Consider the following 20,206-nt stretch of genomic DNA (forward strand, 5'->3'; position numbering starts at 1 on the left):
GGCGCACTCGAACGAGGAGAGTCCACGAGAATGGCAGCGAGCGCAGCAATACCGGACGATTTTGTGAGCGGACTCGAAGGCGTCGTCGCCTTCACCAGCGATATCGCAGAACCCGACAAGGACGGCGGCGCACTGCGCTACCGCGGTGTCGACATCGAAGACCTGGTCGGCCAGTGGGTCACCTTCGGCAACGTATGGGCCCTTCTCGTCGACGGCCGCTTCGGCCCCGGCCTCCCGCCGGCCGAGCCCTTCCCCCTCCCCATTCACACCGGCGACGTCCGTGTCGACGTCCAGGCCGGACTGGCGATGCTGGCTCCCATCTGGGGCTACCAGCCGCTCCTCGACATCGATGACGAGACCGCCCGCGACCAGCTCGCCCGCGCATCCGTCATGGCACTGTCGTACGTCGCGCAGTCCGCTCGCGGCATCTACCAGCCTGCAGTCCCCCAGAGCCGCATCGACGAGGCCAAGACGGTCACCGAGCGCTTCATGGTTCGCTGGAAGGGTGAGCCCGATCCGGCACACGTCGAGGCAATCGACGCGTACTGGGTCTCGGCAGCCGAGCACGGCATGAACGCCTCCACCTTCACGGCCCGCGTCATCGCCTCCACCGGCGCCGATGTCGCTGCCTCGCTTTCCGGCGCCATCGGCGCGATGTCCGGCCCGCTGCACGGCGGCGCACCGGCCCGCGTTCTTCCGATGATCGAAGAGACCGAGAAGACCGGCGACGCCCGCGCACTGGTCAAGGGAATCCTCGACCGCAAGGAAAAGCTCATGGGCTTCGGACACCGCGTCTACCGCGCCGAAGATCCCCGTGCACGCGTGCTTCGCGCTACCGCGAAGCGCCTCAACGCTCCCCGCTACGAAGCTGCCGCAGCTCTCGAGCAGGCTGCACTGGCAGAACTGCGTGAGCGTCGTCCCGATCGCGCGATCGAGACCAACGTCGAGTTCTGGGCCGCCGTCATCCTCGACTTCGCCGAGGTTCCCGCGCACATGATGCCTGCCATGTTCACCTGTGGCCGCACCGCCGGCTGGTGTGCACACATCCTCGAGCAGAAGCGTCTCGGTAAACTGGTACGCCCGGCCGCCATCTACACCGGCCCGGCGCCCCGTACTCCGGAGTCGGTCGAGGGCTGGGACCAGATCAGCCACGCGTAGTACCCCGCTCGAATTCGCCAATCACGGTAGTACAGAACACAAGTGAAGGAACAGAAAGAAGCGATGACCTCCACACCGATCATCCCCGCCGACCTCAAGCCCGCCGACGGACGCTTCGGCTGCGGTCCTTCCAAGGTTCGCCCCGAGCAGCTGCAGTCCCTGGTCGAGGTGGGCGCTTCGGTGTTCGGCACCAGCCATCGCCAGAAGCCGGTCAAGAACGTTGTGGCCAGCATTCGTTCCGGCCTCGCCGATCTGTTCTCACTGCCCGAGGGCTACGAGGTCGTCCTCGGCAACGGCGGAACCACTGCGTTCTGGGATGCGGCCGCATTCGGCCTCATCCGCGAGAAGTCGCTGCACCTGACCAACGGCGAATTCAGCTCCAAGTTCGCTTCGGTCGCCAAGGCCAACCCGTTCATCGGTGACCCGATCGTCGTTTCCGCCGATCCGGGCAGCGCACCGGTGCCGGTCTCCGACCCGTCCGTCGATCTCATCGGCTGGGCGCACAACGAGACCTCCACCGGTGTGTCGATCCCCGTCTCGCGCCCCGCGGGTTCGGAGAACGCACTGATCGCCATCGACGCCACCTCGGGCGCCGGTGGACTTCCGGTCAACGTCGCCGATTCCGACGTCTACTACTTCGCTCCGCAGAAGTGCTTCGCTGCAGATGGTGGACTGTGGATCGCGCTGATGAGCCCGGCCGCCCTCGAGCGCGTCGCGGAGATCAAGGATTCGGGACGCTGGACTCCTGACTTCCTCTCGCTGCCCATCGCCGTGGACAACAGCTCCAAGGATCAGACGTACAACACCCCGGCCCTGGCCACCCTCCTGCTCTTCGCCAACCAGATCGAGTGGATGAACAGCAACGGCGGCCTCGACTGGACCACCGCTCGCACCGCGGATTCGTCCTCGCGCCTGTACAACTGGGCCGAGGCCAGCGAGTTCGCAACGCCGTTCGTCGCTGATCCGGCACACCGCTCGCAGGTTGTCGGCACCATCGACTTCAACGACGACGTCGACGCTGCCGAGGTGGCAAAGATCCTGCGCGCCAACGGAATCGTCGATACCGAGCCGTACCGCAAGCTCGGCCGCAACCAGCTGCGCGTCGGCATGTTCCCGGCCATCGACCCCGATGACGTCACCGCTCTCACCAAGAGCATCGACTGGGTCGTTTCTCAGCTCGGCTGATTTTCATAATGCTTCACCGCTCGGCCCCCGACATGATGTCGGGGGCCGAGCGTCGTTTGCGCCAGGCCTTGTGAGCTACCACACCGGTGGTCGGATCCGAGGTCATCTCGCCCTGCGTGTCCTGCCGAGTCCATGGTCACGAATGAATTACAGTTGAGCGCGGCGCAAAGTCGCGAGCCGGCGCGATAAGGAGGTCAATGTGCGAGAGCTTCGAGTGATCGGACTTGAACCCGATGGATCGCATGTGGTGTGCGCAGATGCTGAAACCGGCCAGAAATTCCGGCTTCCCGCCGATGACAAACTTCGTGCAGCTTCCCGCGGAGACGTGGCTCGACTCGGCCAGATTGAGATCGAAATGGAAAGCCAACTCCGTCCCCGCGAAATTCAGGCGCGCATTCGTTCCGGTGCTTCCGTAGAGCAGGTCGCCGAAGAAGCGAAGATCCCCATCAGCAAGGTCGAGCGCTTTGCGTACCCCGTTCTGCTCGAGCGTTCCCGCGCCGCGGAAATGGCGCAGGGCGGACACCCGGTGCGCGACAACGGCCCGACGGTTCCCACCCTCTCCGAAATCGTGACCCACGCATTCCGCGCCCGCGGCCACAGCATCGACGAGGCCACCTGGGATGCCTGGCGCGACGAGGACAATCAGTGGGTCGCGCAGTTGCAGTGGCAGGCCGGCCGCACCACCAACGCCGCACACTGGCGCTACCAGCCCGACGCGCACGGCGGAACGATCGTCGCACTCGACGACGCGGCATTCGACTTGATCGATCCCGACTTCGGTCGCCCGCTCCGCGGCCTGGTACCGGTGGTTTCGAACGAGCCGCAGCAGCTTGAACTGTCCCGATTCGACGTCGAACCGGTGGCGGAGATCGAGCCGGAGCCCGCAGCAGTTTCCGAGCGGACAGCAGTTTCCGAGCGGACGGTGGTGGCTGAACGAATCGTGGCGCCCGAGCCGATTGCTGTCGAGCCGGAAACCGTCGTCGACGAAGAGGTTCCCGAGCCTGCACCGGACGTGACCCCGAAAACCGCTCCGCAGCAGACGCAGACCAAGGACAAGCGCGGACGGCCTGCTCTTCCCTCATGGGACGACGTACTCCTCGGGGTCCGCAGCAGCGGTCGCTGACCCGAAGGAAAGTATTCTTCTTTCGAGCGAGGCTGAGGAGAGAGGGCTGCCGGTGGCTGCACGGGTATCGACGATCTGGTTTCTGGGCGGCGCAGACGCTCGCACCGAATTGAGCAAGTACCCACAGCCGGATCAGACCGAGGCGCTGAAAATCGCCATGTCGCTGTACCCGGACAAGGAGTTCGAGTCTCTCGGTCCTCAGCCGCTGTCGATGGCCGCGACGGTGAGCCCCGGCTACGTCTTCGTCGGCGCGTACGGCCGAGTGAGCGTCGTCTGCAGTTCCGAACTCAGCACATTTGTCCCCTCGAAACTGCCTGAGTCCTGGCACCTTTCGGCCGAGGGTGGCTCGACGCTGTTGATCAGCTCCGTCCCCGAAACCGCGCAGGGTTCGTTTGCGCTGTGGGAGGACGGCGAGCTACGACGCTCGTTCAGTGCCATCCCGATCGACATCGTCGAAAATCTGGGGATCCCGCAGACCTGGGAACTGGAATTCTGGGCGGGCGATCATCCCCTGCGATACCCACCCGGGATCCTGCCCGATCCGCAGTCACTTCCGTTCCACCCGCAGCAGTTCGCGGAGTCTGCCAACCTCGAGTGGCTGGGATTCCGATACACCGGCGCGCCGCGAGAACACGAACTCGACACAACGCAGATTCTCCTGTGGGGCTTCAAGATTCACCGCCCCGGCGAGGCACCCAAACCTGCGCCCCCAGCTCCCGTACCGGTACCCGAGCAGGCGCCGACAGAGATACCCATGCCCGAAAACATGCCGCCGATCCACGACGCACCCGCGGCCAAGCCGCGTGGCCGCCTCGCCCGGTACTTCGGGTTCAAGTAGCGCCGAGCAGCCTCACACGGTCACGCGGCTATCGCTGCGATCCACCCGAGCGGAACGCCGACTACCGCGCCGTAGACCACCCATCGCCACACGGGGACGGCTCGCCAGCGCCAGACGGTCGGCGCAAGTCCGCCTACCGCAATGATATTGACGACAACCGCCAGGAGCACGTTCACGTTGCCCAGCGCGACGCAGAACGCCGCGACGGCGCTGGTCGAGAGCATCGCGGCGAATACCGACACCGCGATTCCGGTGAACCAGGGCGTGCGGTCCAGAGTCACCGGCCGGTCCTGACACGTTCGTAGAAGGCCATAGCCGCTGCGGTTGCGACATTGAGCGAGTCGGTGCCGGGAGCCATCGGTATCTTGGCACGAATGTCGGTGGCCCGCATCGCATGTTCGGTCAGACCTGGCCCCTCGGCGCCCAGCAGTAGTGCCACCTTCTCCCCGGTCATCGCTTCGGCCAAAGTGACCGCTTCCGGATTCGGAGTCAAGGATATGAGCTGAAAACCGTTGCCACGCAGCTCATCCAAGTCATGTGGCCACTTTGTCACATGCGCGAAGGGCACTCGCAGCACGTGCCCCATCGACACACGGACCGACCGCCGGTAGAGCGGGTCAGCACAACCCTTCCCGAACAGAACGGCGTCCACGCCGAGCCCTGCAGCGTTGCGGAACATCGAGCCGAGGTTCTCGTGATCGTTGACGCCTTCGAGGACCACGACGGTCTTTGCATCCTTCAGCACGTCCGAGACCGCGAGTGGCGCCGGGCGGGCCGCTGCAGCGAGGACGCCACGGTTCAGGTGGAATCCGACGACCTCGGCCATCACTTCGGCGCTCGTACGGTAGAACGGCACGTCCACACCGTCGAGATCGTCAGCGAGCTCCAGGAGCCGTCGTTCGACGCCGAGAAGACTGATCGGCTCGAACCGCGACGTCAGCAGCCGCTGAGTGACGAATACTCCTTCGGCGATGACCAGTCCCTTGCCCTCCGGCAGGTCGGGGCGCCGATCCGAGGAGTTGAGATCGCGAAAGTCATCCAACCGGGGGGTCGGCGGGATCTGAGATGTCGATGACGTGAACCACGGGTCTATCGTGCCGTACGCACCGCGGGCCCCCGTCACTACTCCCGACCTAGCGCAGCAGCGTAGCGAAATGCGCGTCGAGCACCTGGCCGATCACCTGCGGATTGGTTCGCTCGGGATTGTCGACGCCGTGCGACGCGAGCCCGTCGGCGAGCGCATGCAACCTCATCGCCTCGATGTCGACCGAAGCGTCCGGCTGCAGGAATCCTGCATCATGTACGGCCTCGACAAATGTTCGATAGTGCTCGAACAGCGTCCGGTCCGTCTCGTCACGCACTGCCGTCAACGTCGAATCGGTCTGGGCGGCAGCAGCAAACGCCTCCCAGACCTGCATTTCTTCACGCCGATCTTCGTCGAGGGGAACGAACTGATCGGTGAACTGGCGGATCGCGCGGCGGATGTCGGGATCGAAGTCGATGCCGGCGATTCTCTTCTCCACTCGGACGGTCACGAGCGTCATCGCGAACAGCAAGAGTTCGGACTGCGTCGCGAAGAAGTGCCTTAGCGACCCCGTCGACATCTTCGCCTCGTCCGCGACGGCCCGGACGCTCGCGCTCGCCACACCATCACGACGGATCACACGCCAGACAGCCTCGGCGATCTCTTCCCGTCGCTCATCGGGGCTGCTTCGTTTCACCACTTCACAAAGCTAACACAGTTGTGCTAGTTTTCGATCACTAACACAGTCGTACTAGAAATGAGCTGATGTCATGATCGTCCATCTGATCATCGCGTGCGAAATCATGTTCTGGGTGTTCATCGCCGCCGGTCTCGCCGCCCGCTATCTGCTGCGCCGCAAGACGCTGGGTGCCGCACTGCTCATCTGCGCACCCCTGGTCGACGTCGTCCTGCTCGTCGCCACAGCCCTCGATCTTCGGGGCGGCGGCGAGGCGAACTTCACCCACGGGCTTGCTGCGGCCTACATCGGCTTCTCCGTTGCGTTCGGGCACAGTCTCATCTCCTGGGCCGACGCCAGGTTCGCCTACCGATTCGCCGGCGGCCCGGCTCCCGTCGCGCCACCCGAGTACGGGAGTGCGCGAGCACTGCGCGAATGGCGCGAGTTCGGCAAAGCCGCGATCGCCTGGGCCATCGCGTGCGGACTTCTCGGCGCGGCCATCTTCCTCGTCGACGACCCCGCACGTACGGGTGCCCTCGACGGATGGATCAGCAAGCTGACAGTGGTGCTGGGAATCTGGGGAGCAATCGCCCTGAGCTACACGGTGTTTCCCAAGCGCGAGAAGGTCACGGCGCGCGGCTAGCCTCGACTGCCTGTTCGGTCGCGTCGCACACGATCACCGGACGCAGGACGAACACCGGCAACCTGCCACCGTCTTCCGGCCTCGCAAGACGAAGTTTCAGCCCTTCGCTACGTAGCAGGTACACCCCGGCCACTGTGCCCGAGACGAGCGAGATCACTCCGCCCACGATCAAAGGCGCACGGGGATCCACGGAGTCGGCGAGCCAACCAAGCAGCGGACTTCCCAGCGGTGTGCCACCGAGGAAACTGAGCATGTAGATGCCCATCACCCGCCCACGCATCTCGGAGGGGACCGACATCTGCAGGATGTTCATCGCGGACGTCGTGAACGTCAACGTCAGTGCGCCCGTGGGAATCAACATCAGCGCCACCAACGCGTAGGTAGGCATCAATCCCACCGCGACCTCGAACACGCCGAAAGCCACGGCGGCACCGAGGAACGTCCGCAACCGCGGCGCTTCCTTGCGCCTTGCGGCGTACGCAGCGCCTGCAAGGGTTCCCACAGCAAGCGTCGTGGACAGCAGTCCGTAACCGTCGGCTTCGAGACCGAACGTGTTGCGCGCCATCACCGCCAGGCTGATCGCGAAGTTCAGGCCGAACGTCGAGACCATGAAGACGGACACCATGATCACCCGAAGGTCCTTGCGACCCCACACATATCGGAACCCGTCGCGCACCTGCCCCTTGGTACGCGGCGCCGGTTCGGACGGGATCAGCTCCTTCTTGTTCATGAGGTACAGCGCGATGAGGACCCCACCGAACGTCGCGACGTTGAGCAGGAACACCCATCCGGTTCCGATCAGGTTGATCAAAACACCCGAGATGGCCGGACCGACGATGCGGGCCGTGTTGAACGTCATCGAGTTGAGCGCGATGGCATTGGACAGGTGTTCCTTGCCCACCATCTCGATAGTGAACGACTGACGCACCGGTGCGTCGAGCGCCGAGACACAGCCGAGGGCAAAGGCGATCAGGAAGACGTGCCACAACGCGACGAGCCCACCGACGTCCAACAGACCCAACACCAGTGCGCATACCGCACTCGCCCACTGCGTGAAGATCAGGATCCGACGCTTGTCGTACCGATCGGCCAGCACCCCACCCCACACCGACAGAAACAGCGTCGGACCGAACTGCAAGGCCATGACGATGCCCACCGCCAACGCGTTGCCGTCCGAGAGCGTCAGTACCAGCCAGTCCTGGGCAATACGTTGCATCCACGTGCCGACCAGAGAAACAATCTGTCCGGAAGCCCAAAGGCGGTAGTTGCGGTTGTGGAGCGCGGCAAACATGCCGGAATCGGGGTCTCGGGGCACTCCACCATCTTGCCCCTCGAGTAATTCGTTTGGGCAACGACCTCTATGTAGCGGAGCTACGCGACCGCATAACTCGCGGAACTACTCCGTCTTGTTGACCATCTCCGTGATGATCCCGACGGCACCGCGCAGCGTCGCGAGTTCTTCGCCACCCAGCCCGGCCAGCTGCTCGTTCATCCACGCCTCACGCGCATGGGTCTCGTCCGCGAGCAACGCCTGCCCAGCGTCGGAGAGATTCACGATGATCTGACGACCGTCCGTGGGATGCGGCGAGCGCTCGACCAGACCGAGCTCGGCGAGAGAAGCAACAACGCGCGTCATCGACGGCGGCTGAACTTTCTCACGTGCTGCGAGTACGCCAGGGGTCATCGGGCCGTACTGATCCAGGCTCGCCAAAGCGGACAGTTGCGTCAGCGATACCTGAGCGTCGACTCTGCGGCCGCGCAGATGCCTGGTGAGACGCACTACAGCCAGGGAAAGATCGCTGGCCAGCGCACGAGTTTCGGTGGTCACGCGTCAGACAATACGTCAAGAGCTGGCCGGTAGCTCACGTAATCGAATACCGGTCAACCCTGATTTCACGTAAGGGCGTCGGTAATGGGTCCGACAGTGAAGTAGGCCACAAAAAGTGCCGCCACGATCCAGAGCAACGGGTGGATCTTCTTGATACCACCGCTGGCAGCGTGCAGGACCACCCATGAAATGAAGCCGACACCGATGCCGTTGGCGATCGAGTAGGTGAACGGCATAACGATCATGGTCAGGAACGCCGGGAGAGCCACCGAGAACTTGGTGAAATCGATGTCTCGGACCTGTCCGATCATCAGCGCACCGACGACGACGAGGGCAGGCGCAGCTGCCTCGATCGGCACGACGGAGTAGAGCGGCGTCAGGAACATCGCGACGAGGAAGAGCAGTCCGGTCACGACATTTGCCAGGCCCGTGCGGGCGCCTTCGGCGATACCCGACGCGGATTCCACGAACACGGTGTTCGACGACGCCGAAGCGCCACCGCCGACGATGGCACCGGCGCCTTCGACGACAAGCGCGCGACCGACGTTGGGGAGGTTTCCGTCCTTGTCGGTCAGGCCGGCTTCCTTACCGAGACCAGTCATCGTGCCCATGGCGTCGAAGAAATTCGCGAGCACGAGGGTGAAGACAAGCAGGCTGGCGGCCAGAACACCGATGCGGGTGAACGCGCCGAAGATGCTGACGTCGCCGACCAGGCTCAGATCAGGCAAACCACCGAGCATCTCCGGGATCGCGGGGATACTGAGGTTCCAGCCCTTGGGGTTGGTTCCGAGCGAGGGTCCGACGTCGGCAACTGCCTCGATGATCGCAGCGAGGATCGTCGTGACGACGATGCCGATCAGCAGTCCACCACGAACCTTGCGCACGACCAGAACACCCATGAGCAGGACACCGAAGATGAACACCACGGTCGGCCACGAAGCGATCGAGCCGTTGATTCCGAGTCCGACGGGAACCGTCGTACCGGCGGCATCGGGGATGCGGCGGACGAATCCGGCGTCGACCAGTCCGATGAAGGCGATGAACATGCCGATACCGGCCGCGATCGCGGACTTCAATGCCGAGGGAATCGCATTGAACACCGCAGTTCGGAAACCGGTGAGTGCCAACAGAACGATGATCACACCGTCGATGACCACCAGGCCCATCGCCTCGGGCCAGGTGACCTGAGGTGCGATGGTGACGGCGAGCAGGCTGTTGATGCCGAGACCCGCGGCGATGGCAAACGGATAGTTGGCAACGAGACCGAAGACGATGCTCATCAGGCCGGCAACCAGAGCGGTGACCGCAGCCACCTGGTTGACCGGAAGGATGTTGCCGAGAACGTCGGTCTTCGCTGCAGCGTCGTCAGCCGAGAAACTGCCGAGGATCAGGGGGTTGAGGACCACGATGTAGGCCATCGCCACGAAGGTGACGACACCGCCGCGAACCTCGGTCGAGATCGTCGACCCTCGTTCGCTGATCTTGAAATAGGTGTCGAGGATCTTGCCGGGTGCCGCCATGTTTGTTCTTTCCCCATCGCTGTAGGTCGCCGTGTGCCGGCGCACATGAAGCCGGTCGCACTAGGGAGAGTAGGCCACCGGGGTACGGGTAGCGTTAATTTTGTGACGGAGACTCGCAACACAACAGGCGTGATCGGCAAATTGTCCGCACCCGCGCCGGCACTGATCATCGGCACCGCGTTGTGGGTGGTCGCCACGATCGTGGTCGCGGTGAGCGGCGATCGTTGGTCGGATGCACTCCCGATCTGTTACGCGGGTATCGGAGTCGGCTTCCTCGGCCTCGCTCTGTTCTCCATTCAACGACGCGCAGCTGTGCGCGGTGACAAGGGCGCACAACAGGGCGCCGGTCTGGTCGACTGAGCAGGTCGATTCACCCCTTAAGTATGGTAAGCCTACCCTGCACTCTAGTGTCGGTCTTAGCTTGTCAATGCTGAAAGGAACCACGTAACCGTGAAGATCTCCCACCGAAATCGTTGGAAAAGCCGAGGACGTTGGACGAGACTGACATCCGTTGCTCTGGTCGCCCTGGTCGGCACAGCACTCGTCTCCTGCAGTTCGGACGACGACGCAGCAAGTAGTTCGTCGAGTTCCGGTGGCGGCGCCTTCCCCGTCACGATCGATCACGCTTTCGGCAGCACCACGATCGATTCCGAACCACAACGGATCGTCACCGTCGGTTACAACGACGAGCAGGCTCTGCTGGCCTTGGGCATCAAGCCCGTCGGAATGGTCAATCAGTACCCGGGCGAGCCGGACGTCAACCGCACGTGGCCGTGGGTCACCGGCCCTTGGGGCGGAACCGAACCGACCGTCGTCGGCAGCAATCCCGAAACCACGATCAGCGTCGAAAAGATCGCTGCGCTCGAGCCCGACTTGATCCTCGCGCTCTACTCGAGCATCGACAAAGACCTGTACAGCACACTTTCCGCGATCGCCCCGACCGTCGCGAAGGATCCGGCCTACGGCGACTACGCAACTCCGTGGCAGATCACGACGAAGACCGCAGCGAAGGCAGTGGGTCGCGAAGCCGACGGCGAGAAGTTGGTCGCCGATATCGACAAGCAGTTCGCCGACGCCAGAAGCGCTCACCCGGAATTTGCAGACCAGACCGCGGTGATCATCAGCGTCGACACGACCCCGGAGTTCTACGCCTTCTCCTCCGAGGACGCCCGCGGACGGGTCCTCGGCAGTCTCGGATTCAAACCTGCTCCCGCGGTCGAGGCATTGATGAACGGTGAGTTCTACGCGCCCATCTCCACCGAGCGACTAGATCTCCTCGACGTGGACCGTCTCGTTGTCATCGGCAATCCCGATGCCGCCCAGGCGGTCCGAAACAATCCGGGCTTCCAGCAACTCGACGTGGTCAAGAACAATCGCGTCGTCTACGTCAACGACGATCAGGCCCCGCAGGTCGGTGCGGCCCTGACCGCGAGTTCAGCACTGAGCTTGCCGTGGGCGACAAGCCAACTACTCGCCGAACTCACGAAGTAACCAGCGCCCGGCGCTTCCTGATCTGCGCAGTTCCCCAGATCCACACTCCGGCCCACACCATCCCGAACGCCCAACCTGCCAGCACATCGGTCATCCAATGGGCAGCCAGGTAGACGCGGGAGAATCCGACAGCGATCGTGTACAGGCCGAGGCTCGCGAGCATTGCCATCTTCGCGAGCCTCGGCAAAGCAAGCCGAAGAATCACTGCGGCAACCGAAGTCGCGAGTATCGCGCTCATCATCGCGTGGCCCGACGGGAACGAATACGAATCGATTTCGATCAAACGCTCCGGCAGGGGTGGACGGGTTCGCGTGAAGATGCGCTTCAATCCGCTCATCACGAGCAGACCGGTCAACATCGATCCGGCGATCAGCAGAGCTTCCGTTCGGAGCCCCCAAACCAGAAGCACGATCGTGAGCAGCGTCGCGATCAGCCACGACGCGAGGGTTCCGCCGCTGTCGGTGATGACGTCGACCACGTCCACGAGCCACGCCGTCCGCTGGCTCACTGCACTGTCGAGTACCCACTGATCAAAAGACATCTGCCCTCACATCCCTTGCGGCAGAGTCCACGTGCGCATCACGTGATGAACGCCGTCCGAGTCCACCCACCACGGCACGGTCACTGTCGCCTCCACCGCTCCCGTCAGTTCCACCGACAGTTCGTGATGGATCACTACCTCGCCGCCGGGAACCTCACGGCCGAGGGCTGCGAAGCCGAGAACTGCCTGTGGTTCGTTCGCCCACGTCGTCACAACGCCGGTGCTGCTCACTCGTCCGTGAACGGATGTGGACGCCGTAGCGACGTCGAGCAGATCTGCCAGTGCGTCAGCTGTCTCGAAACTGCCGAGCACCACTCGTTGTGCAGGCAGTGCCGCTCCCAGCCACGGTCGGTCGAGAACAAGGGCGTCGCCGGGATCGACCAGATCGCCGGAAAGGCCTCGCACGAACGGCGGCAGGTGCAGTTCCTCCAGGTCGAGAACCCGTCGCTGCGCTGCCTCACCCAGCAGTCGGTGCGTCCGCGCGACGACGGCGGAGGCCGGCATCCGTAGTGGGTCGGCAAGCCGATCGAGCAGCAGCTGAGCCAGTTCCGGATCGTCGACGGTATCGGATGCCAACAATCCGGCGAAGAATCCGGCGTCGGGGTGTTCGGCAGCATCGAGCAATCCCTCGAAGGTGCGATCACCCGGAGCGCGTAGCAAGCCAAGCACCTCACCGCCGAGTTCGGCATTCGAACGCAACCACCACGCCGTGTATCCACGACGGTCGGTGAGCAGCGCCCGCGTCGCCGGCGACTCGACCAGCAGCGACAGCGCCTGCGGCCAGCGGTCTTCGTCCACGAGATCGAGATCGCGCACGGCTTCGATGTATTCGGGGTCCTCGTCGAGGGTGTCCCACCATGCGTCTTCGGCGTCGAGATCGTGATCGGGGCCGGACGGCAATTCCTCACGGACCACCGTGAAACCCCACCCGACACCGACTACCCGTAGCGCCTGCTCCCCCACCCGCTGAACAAAATCAGCGTCGACGATGCCGAAGGGAGAATCCTCGACCAGGACGCTTGCAAGGGGAGCTCCCGGAAGCAGAAGTTGGTCGGCGGACCGCAATTCGCCCTCCGAATCAGGAAGCAGCACTTCACCGATCCACGACGGCAGCGCCCCTGGCGCCACGTGGGCCGCCAATCCGAGCACCACTTGCGCCAACTCCGTCGCTACCGAATCATCCTGATCCGCAGCATCTTCGATCAATGCTCGCAGTGCCGGATCGGACAGCAGGTCGGTGGCACTCGCGGTCTGTGCTCCCAATCGAGACAGCAACGGGTGCGCCGCGACAGGATGAACCAACCTCGTCCACTGCACAGACGGTGCGTCTTCGCCCAGTTCGACGCCGACGACGACGGTCCGCGGTCCGGTCACCGTTCGTCCATCGGAGAGCGGAACCGGCAGTGTTCCAAGCTCTTCCACCGCAAGAGTGTCGATCACCAAGGGCTCGAGAGCCGAATAGAGTCGATTCCACCACTTCGGTTCACGTTCCAAGCCGCTGAGCAGTTCCGCGATGCGCGCGAGCCCGATGCGGTGCGTCGACACTGCCGCGAGTGCTCGCTCGTGCTTGGGGCCGGAGAGCTCGGGGACAACCAGGCCGCCGATGATGTCGGTGAGCAACTCGGCGAGGTCATCACTGAGCCCGGGCACCACGGATGCTCGCTGCGGCGCGCGGTCGGGTTCACCGACCACCGGAAGCCACTCGTTTTCCTGCAGCTCCTTCAGAAGCGCTTCGCGCAGAAGCGAATCGGTTTCGCTGCGGGCAAAGGCAGGAATCGGGACGAGTGCCGTTCGCTGCCGAGGAGGTAGCGCAGCAAGGAACTTCGCGTACCCCTCGGCAAGCGGAGCGATCGGTGCAGCGGGCATGAGGCGTCGCCGATCGGGTTGCATTGCAATGTCGGCAATGATGATCGCCGGGATCGACAGTTCCTCGTCGGATCGGGTCGGCGCCCGCAGCACGTCGTCTGCGACCGGCTCGACGACCCCGTCGCGGACCGGCACCAACCACCGTGCATTCGGCGCCGAGTACTGCCACCACGTGCGATCTCCGATGACCACCTCGACGAGACCGGAATCCAGCACTCGTTCCGATCGCCGAAAAGTCTTCTCACCCAAACGAATTGATCCGAGAGCCGGGAGTTCGAGCAGCAGATCGACTGCCTCACGTGTCATCTGCGAAAGCAGCGCCGCGGCATCGACGTCCGGCCGAAGCGTCAGCACCACTTCCGAATCGGCACCGTCGCTCGGCAATTCGCCAGACGGCCACACCAAACGAAGTACGGGGACACCGGTTTCCGGCACGGGGAGTTCGCGAGACTCGATCTCGCGCAGAGTTTGCGAGGCAGAGAATCGAATCGATCCCGTCGACGAGCGCAGTTCAACCTCGTCACCGACCGAGAGAACTGCCGAGAATCCGACTCCGAACCGCCCCGTCACGCCTTCGTCGGCGTCGACCTTGTTCGACGCACGCAGCGCCGTGAGTGCGTGAACGCCGGATTCGTCCAGCGGACGGCCGGTGTTCGCGACGGTCAGCGTCCGACCGTCCACGTCCACCCACAAAGAGCCCTCGACGCCCTCGCGTGCAGCTGCATCGGCAGCGTTCTGCGCCAGTTCGGTGAGCAGACGGTCGCGGTACCCGGCCTTCGCGAGGTCGGATTCCGCAGCCGCGTCTTCACGCAATCGCGTCGGAGATTCCGACCACGCGCGCAGCGTCGCCTCGCGGAGTGCGTCCGTGCCGAACGGATCTTCTACTCGGTGGATACCGAATCCTCAACTGCAACAACGCTCGACGGGCGAGCGGGTACCGCAATCAGCTCGACTGCTCCGTCGTCGAATGCGTCGAACTGCGGCGAGCCCGCACCGAGCGGCAAGCTGGTGTCCGAATGCGCGCCACAGCCGTAGGACACGCTGACCACCCGGCCGTCTGCGGAGAGTTCGTTGCCGCACACGCCGAACGCTGCGTGCAGCGAACCTGCGAGTGGAAGGAAGAATCCACACAGCCCACACGTCGACGGGGCAGCCTTGGCCATCTCCGACTCCGGGCCGAAGTCACCGTCGAACCAACGCTGCGCGGCATCGAGTCGGCCCTCGAGGCTCATGACCTGTTTGCGGCCTAGCCCGATTTCGAGAACTACCTCGTCGACTTCCGGGTCACCGGTGGCGACGTAGCCGGGAACGAGCCGAGGATCCTCGGCCGGCGGGGCGAGTAGGTCACCGACGGAGAGATCGCCGGGACGAATCCGCTGATCCCATGGCAGCCATTCCGGCGCAACCAACGCGTCGGGACCCGGCAGCAGCGCCAACTCACTGACAGTTGCGCGGGTGTCCTCCGGTCCGGCAGCGACGACAACCGCCCACTGCCAACCGCGGTATCCGGGAATGTCTGCTGCAAATCGATGGGTGGCGGCAAATTCGTCCTCCGACGTCACGCCGAGGTATGCCCCCACACCGCCTTCATGCAGGTCGACGACTGCCGTTCGGGCAAGCTCGACCGCATCGGCCAGTACTGGGCGCGGCACTGCACGCTCTGGAGAAGTAGCAACACTCACTCCTCCAGTTTGCCGCACCACCGCAAGTCCGCAACGCACTGGGCTGCCATGCTGGGCAGATGAGTAGGTCACACGCCAATTCCGTGCGCACTTTTGCAGTGGTCGCCGTGATCGCGTCGGCCCTGGCGGGGTGCTCCGATTCCCCCGGTGCTCCCGACAACCTCACGTCCGAAACCGGCTCCGTCGAGATCGTTCGAATGTCCGCGCACGATCCCGACGCGTTCACGCAGGGCCTCGAGATCGACGGAAACCGGTTGTACGAAAGCACCGGACGCGTCGGGCAGTCCTGGGTGCGCTCGAGCGAGATCTCCGACGAGCAGTCCCCCGCTTCGGGACCGGAAGTTGCGCGTGCAGATCTCGACCCGCCGTTGTTCGGTGAGGGCATCACGGTCGCCGGAGTCACACTGTGGCAACTCACCTGGAAAGACGGCGTCGCCATCGCCCGTGACAAGGACACCTTGACCGAACGTGGGCGGTTCCCACTCGACACCGAGGGATGGGGAATCTGTTCGCTCGAGGATCGGCTGGTCTCCAGCAACGGTTCGGCCACGTTGACCTTTCGCGATCCCGAAACCTTCGCGCCGATCTCCACGATCGACGTCACCAGATCTTCGGAGTCCGTCGGCAAATTGAACGAACTGGAATGCGCCGAAGACGGCTCCGTCTACGCCAATGTCTGGACCACGGACACCGTCGTCCGAATCGACCCGGCGGACGGCACCGTCACGAACGTGTACGACGCATCGGCTCTACGCGAAGAACTCGTCACGGATGGATCGACCAGCACCGTCGACGTTCTCAACGGCATCGCGCAGATTCCCGGTACCGATCGATTCCTGCTCACCGGCAAGTATTGGCCGCAGATGTTCGAAGTCCGTTTTGTTAACTGAGTCCGACATGACACAGGACTCGCAGGGGTGTGCGTGGTAGCCGCGCCGACACTAGGACAGAATTGAGTGGTGACCGGACCGCGCGAACCCTACGACCCCGAAACTCGGCGAATCCACGACGAGCCGGAGGGGCAACAGGTGCACCCCGGTTACGACAATTACCCACCCGCGGCCCGCCCGGACAACTACCCGCCTTCGGCTCGCCCCGCTGCGCGTCGCACGCCTTTGCCGCCGCTGCACCCGATCCCCGAATCACGGGGAGACTCGGATTCTGCGTCCGGTTCGAAGGCACCGGGTGCGGACGCCCCCAAGGCTCCCCCGATGCCCCGCAAGCTCACCGTCACCCGCGTCGCAGCGATGCGCAGCCGCGAACTGACGAACAAGGGCATCGCGACCTTCCAGCGCGCAGCGAAGGCCGACGGCGCGGACAAGTCCGGTCTGACCGCTCTCACCTACGCGGTGATGACGAACAACGCCACCGACGCCGCGATCTCCGTCGCTCTGGCCAACACGCTGTTCTTCTCGGCGGCGACGGGTGAGGACAAGACCAAGGTCGCGCTCTATCTCCTGATCACAATCGCACCGTTCGCGGTCATCGCACCGCTCATCGGTCCGATGCTCGACCGGTTGCAGCGCGGCCGCCGCATCGCACTCGCGTCGTCGTTCGGAATCCGGACGCTCCTCGCAGTGATCCTGGTCTTCAACTTCGACAGTTGGATCCTCTATCCGGCCGCGCTCGGCATGATGGTGCTCAGTAAATCGTTCTCGGTACTCAAGAGTGCGGTGACACCACGCGTTCTACCACCGGAAATAGACCTGGTGCGTGTCAATTCGCGTCTGACGGTCTTCGGGTTGATCGGTGGAACGATCGGGGCCGGCGCCGTCGCGGGTGCGCTCGCGCTCGCTTTCGGTTCCACCGGAGCCTTGTGGTTCGCCGTCGCCGTCACCGTCTTCGGCGCATATCTGAGCATGCGAATCCCGTCGTGGGTCGAAGTCACCGAGGGTGAGGTTCCCGCGACAATCACCTACCACCCGGACGAGGCGCACCACGCCGGCAGCGCCCCACCACAGCCGAACGCGAAACCGGCCAAGGTCCGACAGCCTCTCGGACGCGCCGTGATCATCGGACTCTGGGGCAACGGCACCATTCGCGTGCTCACCGGCTTCCTGACGCTCTACATCGCGTTCGTCGCCAAATCACGCACCGATCACGAGCCGCTCCAGCAGGCCATGATGCTCGGCCTGGTCGGCGCAGCGGCCGGTCTGGGAAACTTCGCCGGAAATGCCACGGGTGCGCGCCTCAAGCTCGGCCGGCCCGCACTGATCGTGCTCCGGTGCACTGCGTCGGTCTGGATCATCGCGGTGATCGCAGCGCTGACGGACAACCTGATGACCGCTGCGCTTGCCACGCTCGTAGCCTCCGCCGCCAGCGCACTCGCAAAGGTCTCACTCGACGCGTCACTCCAGCACGACCTGCCCGAGGAATCGATCGCGTCCGGATTCGGCAGATCCGAGACGGTTCTGCAGTTGAGCTGGGTACTCGGCGGCGCATTGGGGGTTCTGCTTCCGACCGAATACTGGATCGGGTTCACTGTTGTATCGGTGTTCCTGACGATCGGGCTTCTACAGACCTTCCTGAGCTACCGAGGAAGCAGCCTCCTGCCCGGCCTCGGCGGGAAGCGACCCGATCTGGCCGAACAAGAAGTGACCGAAGTGATTTACACCGGTAAATCCAACCGAGGACAAGGAAGTACTCCGCAGTGATGATGCGCTCGAGAACAAAGAAGATCGTGGCAGCGATCAGTGTCCTGATGGTGGTGGCACTAGTTGCTTACGTCTCCGTTCTTTTCGTGATCATCAAGAACATCAACGACGACCCCGAAAAGCTACCGGTCATCACTGCATACGCACACGGCAAGACGATCGAGACGAACCCTGCCGGGTTCTGCACCATCGATCTGTCCCAGTGCGCCCAGGTGGGCGACATCTATGCCCTCGACGTTCCCGCGGGCTACCCGCTGCAGCTGTCGTTGTCGACGGACGTCTCCGATGCGCAGTGGGCCCTGCTGGCGGTCTACGAGGATGCCGACGGCAACCAGACCGGCGAACCCCGAGTCTTCGAGCCCGGCGAGGCCCTGGCAGTGACGGTCGAATCTTCGAGCGATCCCGTCAAGCAACTCGTCGGCGTCGAAATCCACCTCGCCGTCGGTGAGGGAAGCGAACAAGGACTACTGATCTGGTCGATCAAGACCGCCTGATCCCCGGAAGAACGAAAATGCCCTGCACACCGATTGGTGTGCAGGGCATTTTGTTTCGAAGCCATGTACGGCAGCTCGAATCGAGCGATCAGGTATCGAGCTCGCGAGCGACGGCTCGGACGACCTCGGAGATCCGCTGAGCGGTCTTGCGGTCCGGGTACTTGCCGTTGCGCAGATCCGGCTGGACCTTCGCCTCGAGCAACGTGATCATGTCCTCGACCATGCCGTGCAGCTGGTCAGGGGTGTGCTTACGCTCGACGGGCTCACGACGCGTCGCCGTAGCGCCCCGCAACGACGGCGCCGGCTCCAGCACCTTCAGGCTCAGCGCCTGCGGACCGCGGCGGCCCGCAGCCATGCCGAACTCGACGCGCTGGCCGGCCTTCAAGCCTTCGACGCCCTCGGGGAGAGCGGAAGCACGGACGTAGACGTCCTCGCCCTCTTCCTGCGACAGAAAGCCGAAACCCTTTTCGACGTCGTACCACTTCACCTTGCCGGTCGGCACCGCGTTCACCTGCTCATCACTCGACTGGGGCATCTGCCCCAATGTGCTCGGGAGGCTCTCGGAAGAGCCTCATGGCCTTGCTCGCATCGCTTCCGGTGGAAGAATGCAAAAGAACGCGCCCCACACTTGCTTCAGCGGGGCGCGCAGTCTGTTAACAGTCTACCTGTGACGAACCCGGGTCGGCACCCAGGTTTACAGGCACTATCCTCTTAGGTGTGGACCCTCAACCGAACCCGCGCACTTCCGGCACCGGAAACGGTCTGTTCCGTACGGCGATGGCACTGTTCATCGTCGGATTCCTGGCGATCGTGGCCATCTTCGCAGTCCACATCTTCAGCGACACCCCGCCCGGCCTGGCGTTGTACCTGGTGGCACTCGCGTGCCCGATCGGCTTCCTTCTGGCCATCGTCTACACGCTCAGATCCGGTCGACGCGTGCGCTGATCACTCCCGCCTCCAACCGAAAGGTCACTGACCATGAGAATCCTCCTGAACGTGATCTGGCTGGTGTTCGGCGGCTTCTGGCTGGCGTTGGGCTACTTCGCCGCAGGCATCATCTGCTGCATCCTCATCATCACGATTCCCTTCGGAATCGCGGCATTCCGCATCGGCATCTACGCACTGTGGCCGTTCGGTAAGACCGTCGTCGACAAGCCGACCGCTGGCGTCGGTTCGATGATCGGCAATGTCATCTGGGTGATCATCGCCGGTATCTGGTTGGCGATCGGACACATCGTCACCGCCGTCGCGATGGCGATCACGATCATCGGAATTCCGCTCGCGGTCGCGAACCTGAAGATGATTCCGATCTCGCTGATGCCGCTCGGCAAGGAGATCGTCGACGTGGACCGCGTCAATTATGCATAGCCGTGGACCGCGTCAATTACGCATAGCCGTGGACCGCGTCAATTACGCATAGCCGTGGACCGCGTCAATTACGCGTAAGCGGGCCCGGAGACAGAAGAACCCGACCACTGCAGGT

Annotated in this window: 21 protein-coding genes and 1 pseudogene; 12 read left to right on the forward strand and 10 right to left on the reverse strand. The window is 63.7% G+C overall.

Going from position 1 to position 20,206, the window contains the following annotated elements; all coding sequences use genetic code 11:
• Positions 1-30 precede the first annotated feature (30 nt).
• The 4 genes from GJB56_RS15545 (at position 31) to GJB56_RS15560 (ending at position 4,304) form a co-directional block, all read left to right on the forward strand.
• Complete coding sequence (locus GJB56_RS15545) at positions 31-1,158, forward strand: citrate synthase 2 (RefSeq protein ID WP_113683287.1); 1,128 nt, start codon at positions 31-33, stop codon at positions 1,156-1,158.
• Positions 1,159-1,221: 63 nt separating this feature from the next.
• The gene (gene serC, locus GJB56_RS15550; protein ID WP_007733484.1) at positions 1,222-2,343 is read left to right on the forward strand and encodes a phosphoserine transaminase; all 1,122 of its coding nucleotides are present in this window, start codon (positions 1,222-1,224) and stop codon (positions 2,341-2,343) included.
• A gap of 199 nt (positions 2,344-2,542) precedes the next feature.
• Positions 2,543-3,466, forward strand: a complete 924-nt coding sequence (sepH, locus tag GJB56_RS15555; RefSeq protein ID WP_080909108.1) for a septation protein SepH — start codon at positions 2,543-2,545, stop codon at positions 3,464-3,466.
• 52 nt (positions 3,467-3,518) lie between these two features.
• Positions 3,519-4,304, forward strand: a complete 786-nt coding sequence (locus tag GJB56_RS15560; protein ID WP_113683288.1) for a DUF6928 family protein — start codon at positions 3,519-3,521, stop codon at positions 4,302-4,304.
• A 20-nt stretch (positions 4,305-4,324) separates the two neighbouring features.
• Here GJB56_RS15560 and GJB56_RS15565 read toward each other — a convergent pair whose 3' ends face one another.
• From GJB56_RS15565 to GJB56_RS15575, 3 genes and pseudogenes are all read right to left on the reverse strand, one after another.
• Positions 4,325-4,585 carry a DUF2537 domain-containing protein gene (locus GJB56_RS15565; RefSeq protein ID WP_019744921.1) on the reverse strand — a complete coding sequence of 87 codons (261 nt, stop codon included), beginning with the start codon at positions 4,583-4,585 and terminating at the stop codon, positions 4,325-4,327.
• Positions 4,582-5,389: pseudogene (locus GJB56_RS15570) on the reverse strand (TrmH family RNA methyltransferase). Before GJB56_RS15570 ends, GJB56_RS15565 begins: the two are co-directional and overlap by 4 nt.
• Positions 5,390-5,437: 48 nt before the next feature.
• Positions 5,438-6,028 carry a TetR/AcrR family transcriptional regulator gene (locus GJB56_RS15575; protein ID WP_019744923.1) on the reverse strand — a complete coding sequence of 197 codons (591 nt, stop codon included), beginning with the start codon at positions 6,026-6,028 and terminating at the stop codon, positions 5,438-5,440.
• Positions 6,029-6,098: 70 nt separating this feature from the next.
• On the opposite strand from GJB56_RS15575, the gene GJB56_RS15580 reads away from it, so the two are divergent.
• On the forward strand, positions 6,099-6,647 hold the full coding sequence (locus GJB56_RS15580) for a hypothetical protein (protein ID WP_029256020.1): 549 nt from the start codon (positions 6,099-6,101) through the stop codon (positions 6,645-6,647).
• On the opposite strand, the gene GJB56_RS15585 is transcribed toward GJB56_RS15580, so the two are convergent.
• The 3 genes from GJB56_RS15585 to GJB56_RS15595 all read right to left on the reverse strand — a co-directional run bounded on the left by GJB56_RS15585 (position 6,631) and on the right by GJB56_RS15595 (position 9,995).
• On the reverse strand, positions 6,631-7,938 hold the full coding sequence (locus tag GJB56_RS15585; protein WP_007733487.1) for an MFS transporter: 1,308 nt from the start codon (positions 7,936-7,938) through the stop codon (positions 6,631-6,633). The genes GJB56_RS15580 and GJB56_RS15585 overlap by 17 nt on opposite strands.
• 105 nt (positions 7,939-8,043) lie before the next feature.
• Entirely contained in the window at positions 8,044-8,475 is a 432-nt protein-coding gene (locus GJB56_RS15590) for a MarR family winged helix-turn-helix transcriptional regulator (RefSeq protein ID WP_019744926.1), read from the reverse strand.
• 65 nt (positions 8,476-8,540) lie between these two features.
• Complete coding sequence (locus GJB56_RS15595; RefSeq protein ID WP_047889553.1) at positions 8,541-9,995, reverse strand: NCS2 family permease; 1,455 nt, start codon at positions 9,993-9,995, stop codon at positions 8,541-8,543.
• 102 nt (positions 9,996-10,097) lie between these two features.
• Between GJB56_RS15595 and GJB56_RS15600 the strand changes: the two genes are divergently transcribed.
• Complete coding sequence (locus tag GJB56_RS15600) at positions 10,098-10,355, forward strand: DUF2530 domain-containing protein (RefSeq protein WP_020908795.1); 258 nt, start codon at positions 10,098-10,100, stop codon at positions 10,353-10,355.
• Between the two features lie 90 nt (positions 10,356-10,445).
• The gene (locus GJB56_RS15605) at positions 10,446-11,486 is read left to right on the forward strand and encodes an iron-siderophore ABC transporter substrate-binding protein (protein ID WP_113683289.1); all 1,041 of its coding nucleotides are present in this window, start codon (positions 10,446-10,448) and stop codon (positions 11,484-11,486) included.
• On the opposite strand, the gene GJB56_RS15610 is transcribed toward GJB56_RS15605, so the two are convergent.
• From GJB56_RS15610 to GJB56_RS15620, 3 genes are all read right to left on the reverse strand, one after another.
• On the reverse strand, positions 11,476-12,027 hold the full coding sequence (locus tag GJB56_RS15610; RefSeq protein ID WP_113683290.1) for a phosphatase PAP2 family protein: 552 nt from the start codon (positions 12,025-12,027) through the stop codon (positions 11,476-11,478). The two genes, GJB56_RS15605 and GJB56_RS15610, sit on opposite strands and share 11 nt — an antisense overlap.
• 6 nt (positions 12,028-12,033) lie before the next feature.
• On the reverse strand, positions 12,034-14,706 hold the full coding sequence (locus GJB56_RS15615) for a sacsin N-terminal ATP-binding-like domain-containing protein (RefSeq protein ID WP_019744931.1): 2,673 nt from the start codon (positions 14,704-14,706) through the stop codon (positions 12,034-12,036).
• Positions 14,707-14,774: 68 nt separating this feature from the next.
• On the reverse strand, positions 14,775-15,596 hold the full coding sequence (locus tag GJB56_RS15620; RefSeq protein ID WP_113683346.1) for a DUF3027 domain-containing protein: 822 nt from the start codon (positions 15,594-15,596) through the stop codon (positions 14,775-14,777).
• A 38-nt stretch (positions 15,597-15,634) separates the two neighbouring features.
• Between GJB56_RS15620 and GJB56_RS15625 the strand changes: the two genes are divergently transcribed.
• The 3 genes from GJB56_RS15625 to GJB56_RS15635 all read left to right on the forward strand — a co-directional run bounded on the left by GJB56_RS15625 (position 15,635) and on the right by GJB56_RS15635 (position 18,723).
• The gene (locus GJB56_RS15625; RefSeq protein WP_230090986.1) at positions 15,635-16,465 is read left to right on the forward strand and encodes a glutaminyl-peptide cyclotransferase; all 831 of its coding nucleotides are present in this window, start codon (positions 15,635-15,637) and stop codon (positions 16,463-16,465) included.
• A gap of 69 nt (positions 16,466-16,534) precedes the next feature.
• Entirely contained in the window at positions 16,535-18,229 is a 1,695-nt protein-coding gene (locus GJB56_RS15630) for an MFS transporter (RefSeq protein ID WP_030244200.1), read from the forward strand.
• A 26-nt stretch (positions 18,230-18,255) separates the two neighbouring features.
• The gene (locus GJB56_RS15635) at positions 18,256-18,723 is read left to right on the forward strand and encodes a DUF2771 domain-containing protein (RefSeq protein WP_225989529.1); all 468 of its coding nucleotides are present in this window, start codon (positions 18,256-18,258) and stop codon (positions 18,721-18,723) included.
• Between the two features lie 88 nt (positions 18,724-18,811).
• On the opposite strand, the gene GJB56_RS15640 is transcribed toward GJB56_RS15635, so the two are convergent.
• A complete protein-coding gene (locus GJB56_RS15640; RefSeq protein WP_007733502.1) occupies positions 18,812-19,225 on the reverse strand; it encodes a cold-shock protein in 414 nt (137 codons plus the stop codon).
• 215 nt (positions 19,226-19,440) lie between these two features.
• Between GJB56_RS15640 and GJB56_RS15645 the strand changes: the two genes are divergently transcribed.
• Positions 19,441-19,668 (forward strand): hypothetical protein, encoded by a 228-nt coding sequence (locus GJB56_RS15645; protein ID WP_003940194.1) that lies wholly within the window; start codon positions 19,441-19,443, stop codon positions 19,666-19,668.
• A gap of 33 nt (positions 19,669-19,701) precedes the next feature.
• Positions 19,702-20,091 (forward strand): YccF domain-containing protein, encoded by a 390-nt coding sequence (locus GJB56_RS15650; RefSeq protein ID WP_003939919.1) that lies wholly within the window; start codon positions 19,702-19,704, stop codon positions 20,089-20,091.
• Positions 20,092-20,206: the final 115 nt, after the last annotated feature.

The sequence above is a fragment of the Rhodococcus sp. AQ5-07 genome (assembly GCF_009707305.1).
GTDB lineage: Bacteria > Actinomycetota > Actinomycetes > Mycobacteriales > Mycobacteriaceae > Rhodococcus_F > Rhodococcus_F erythropolis.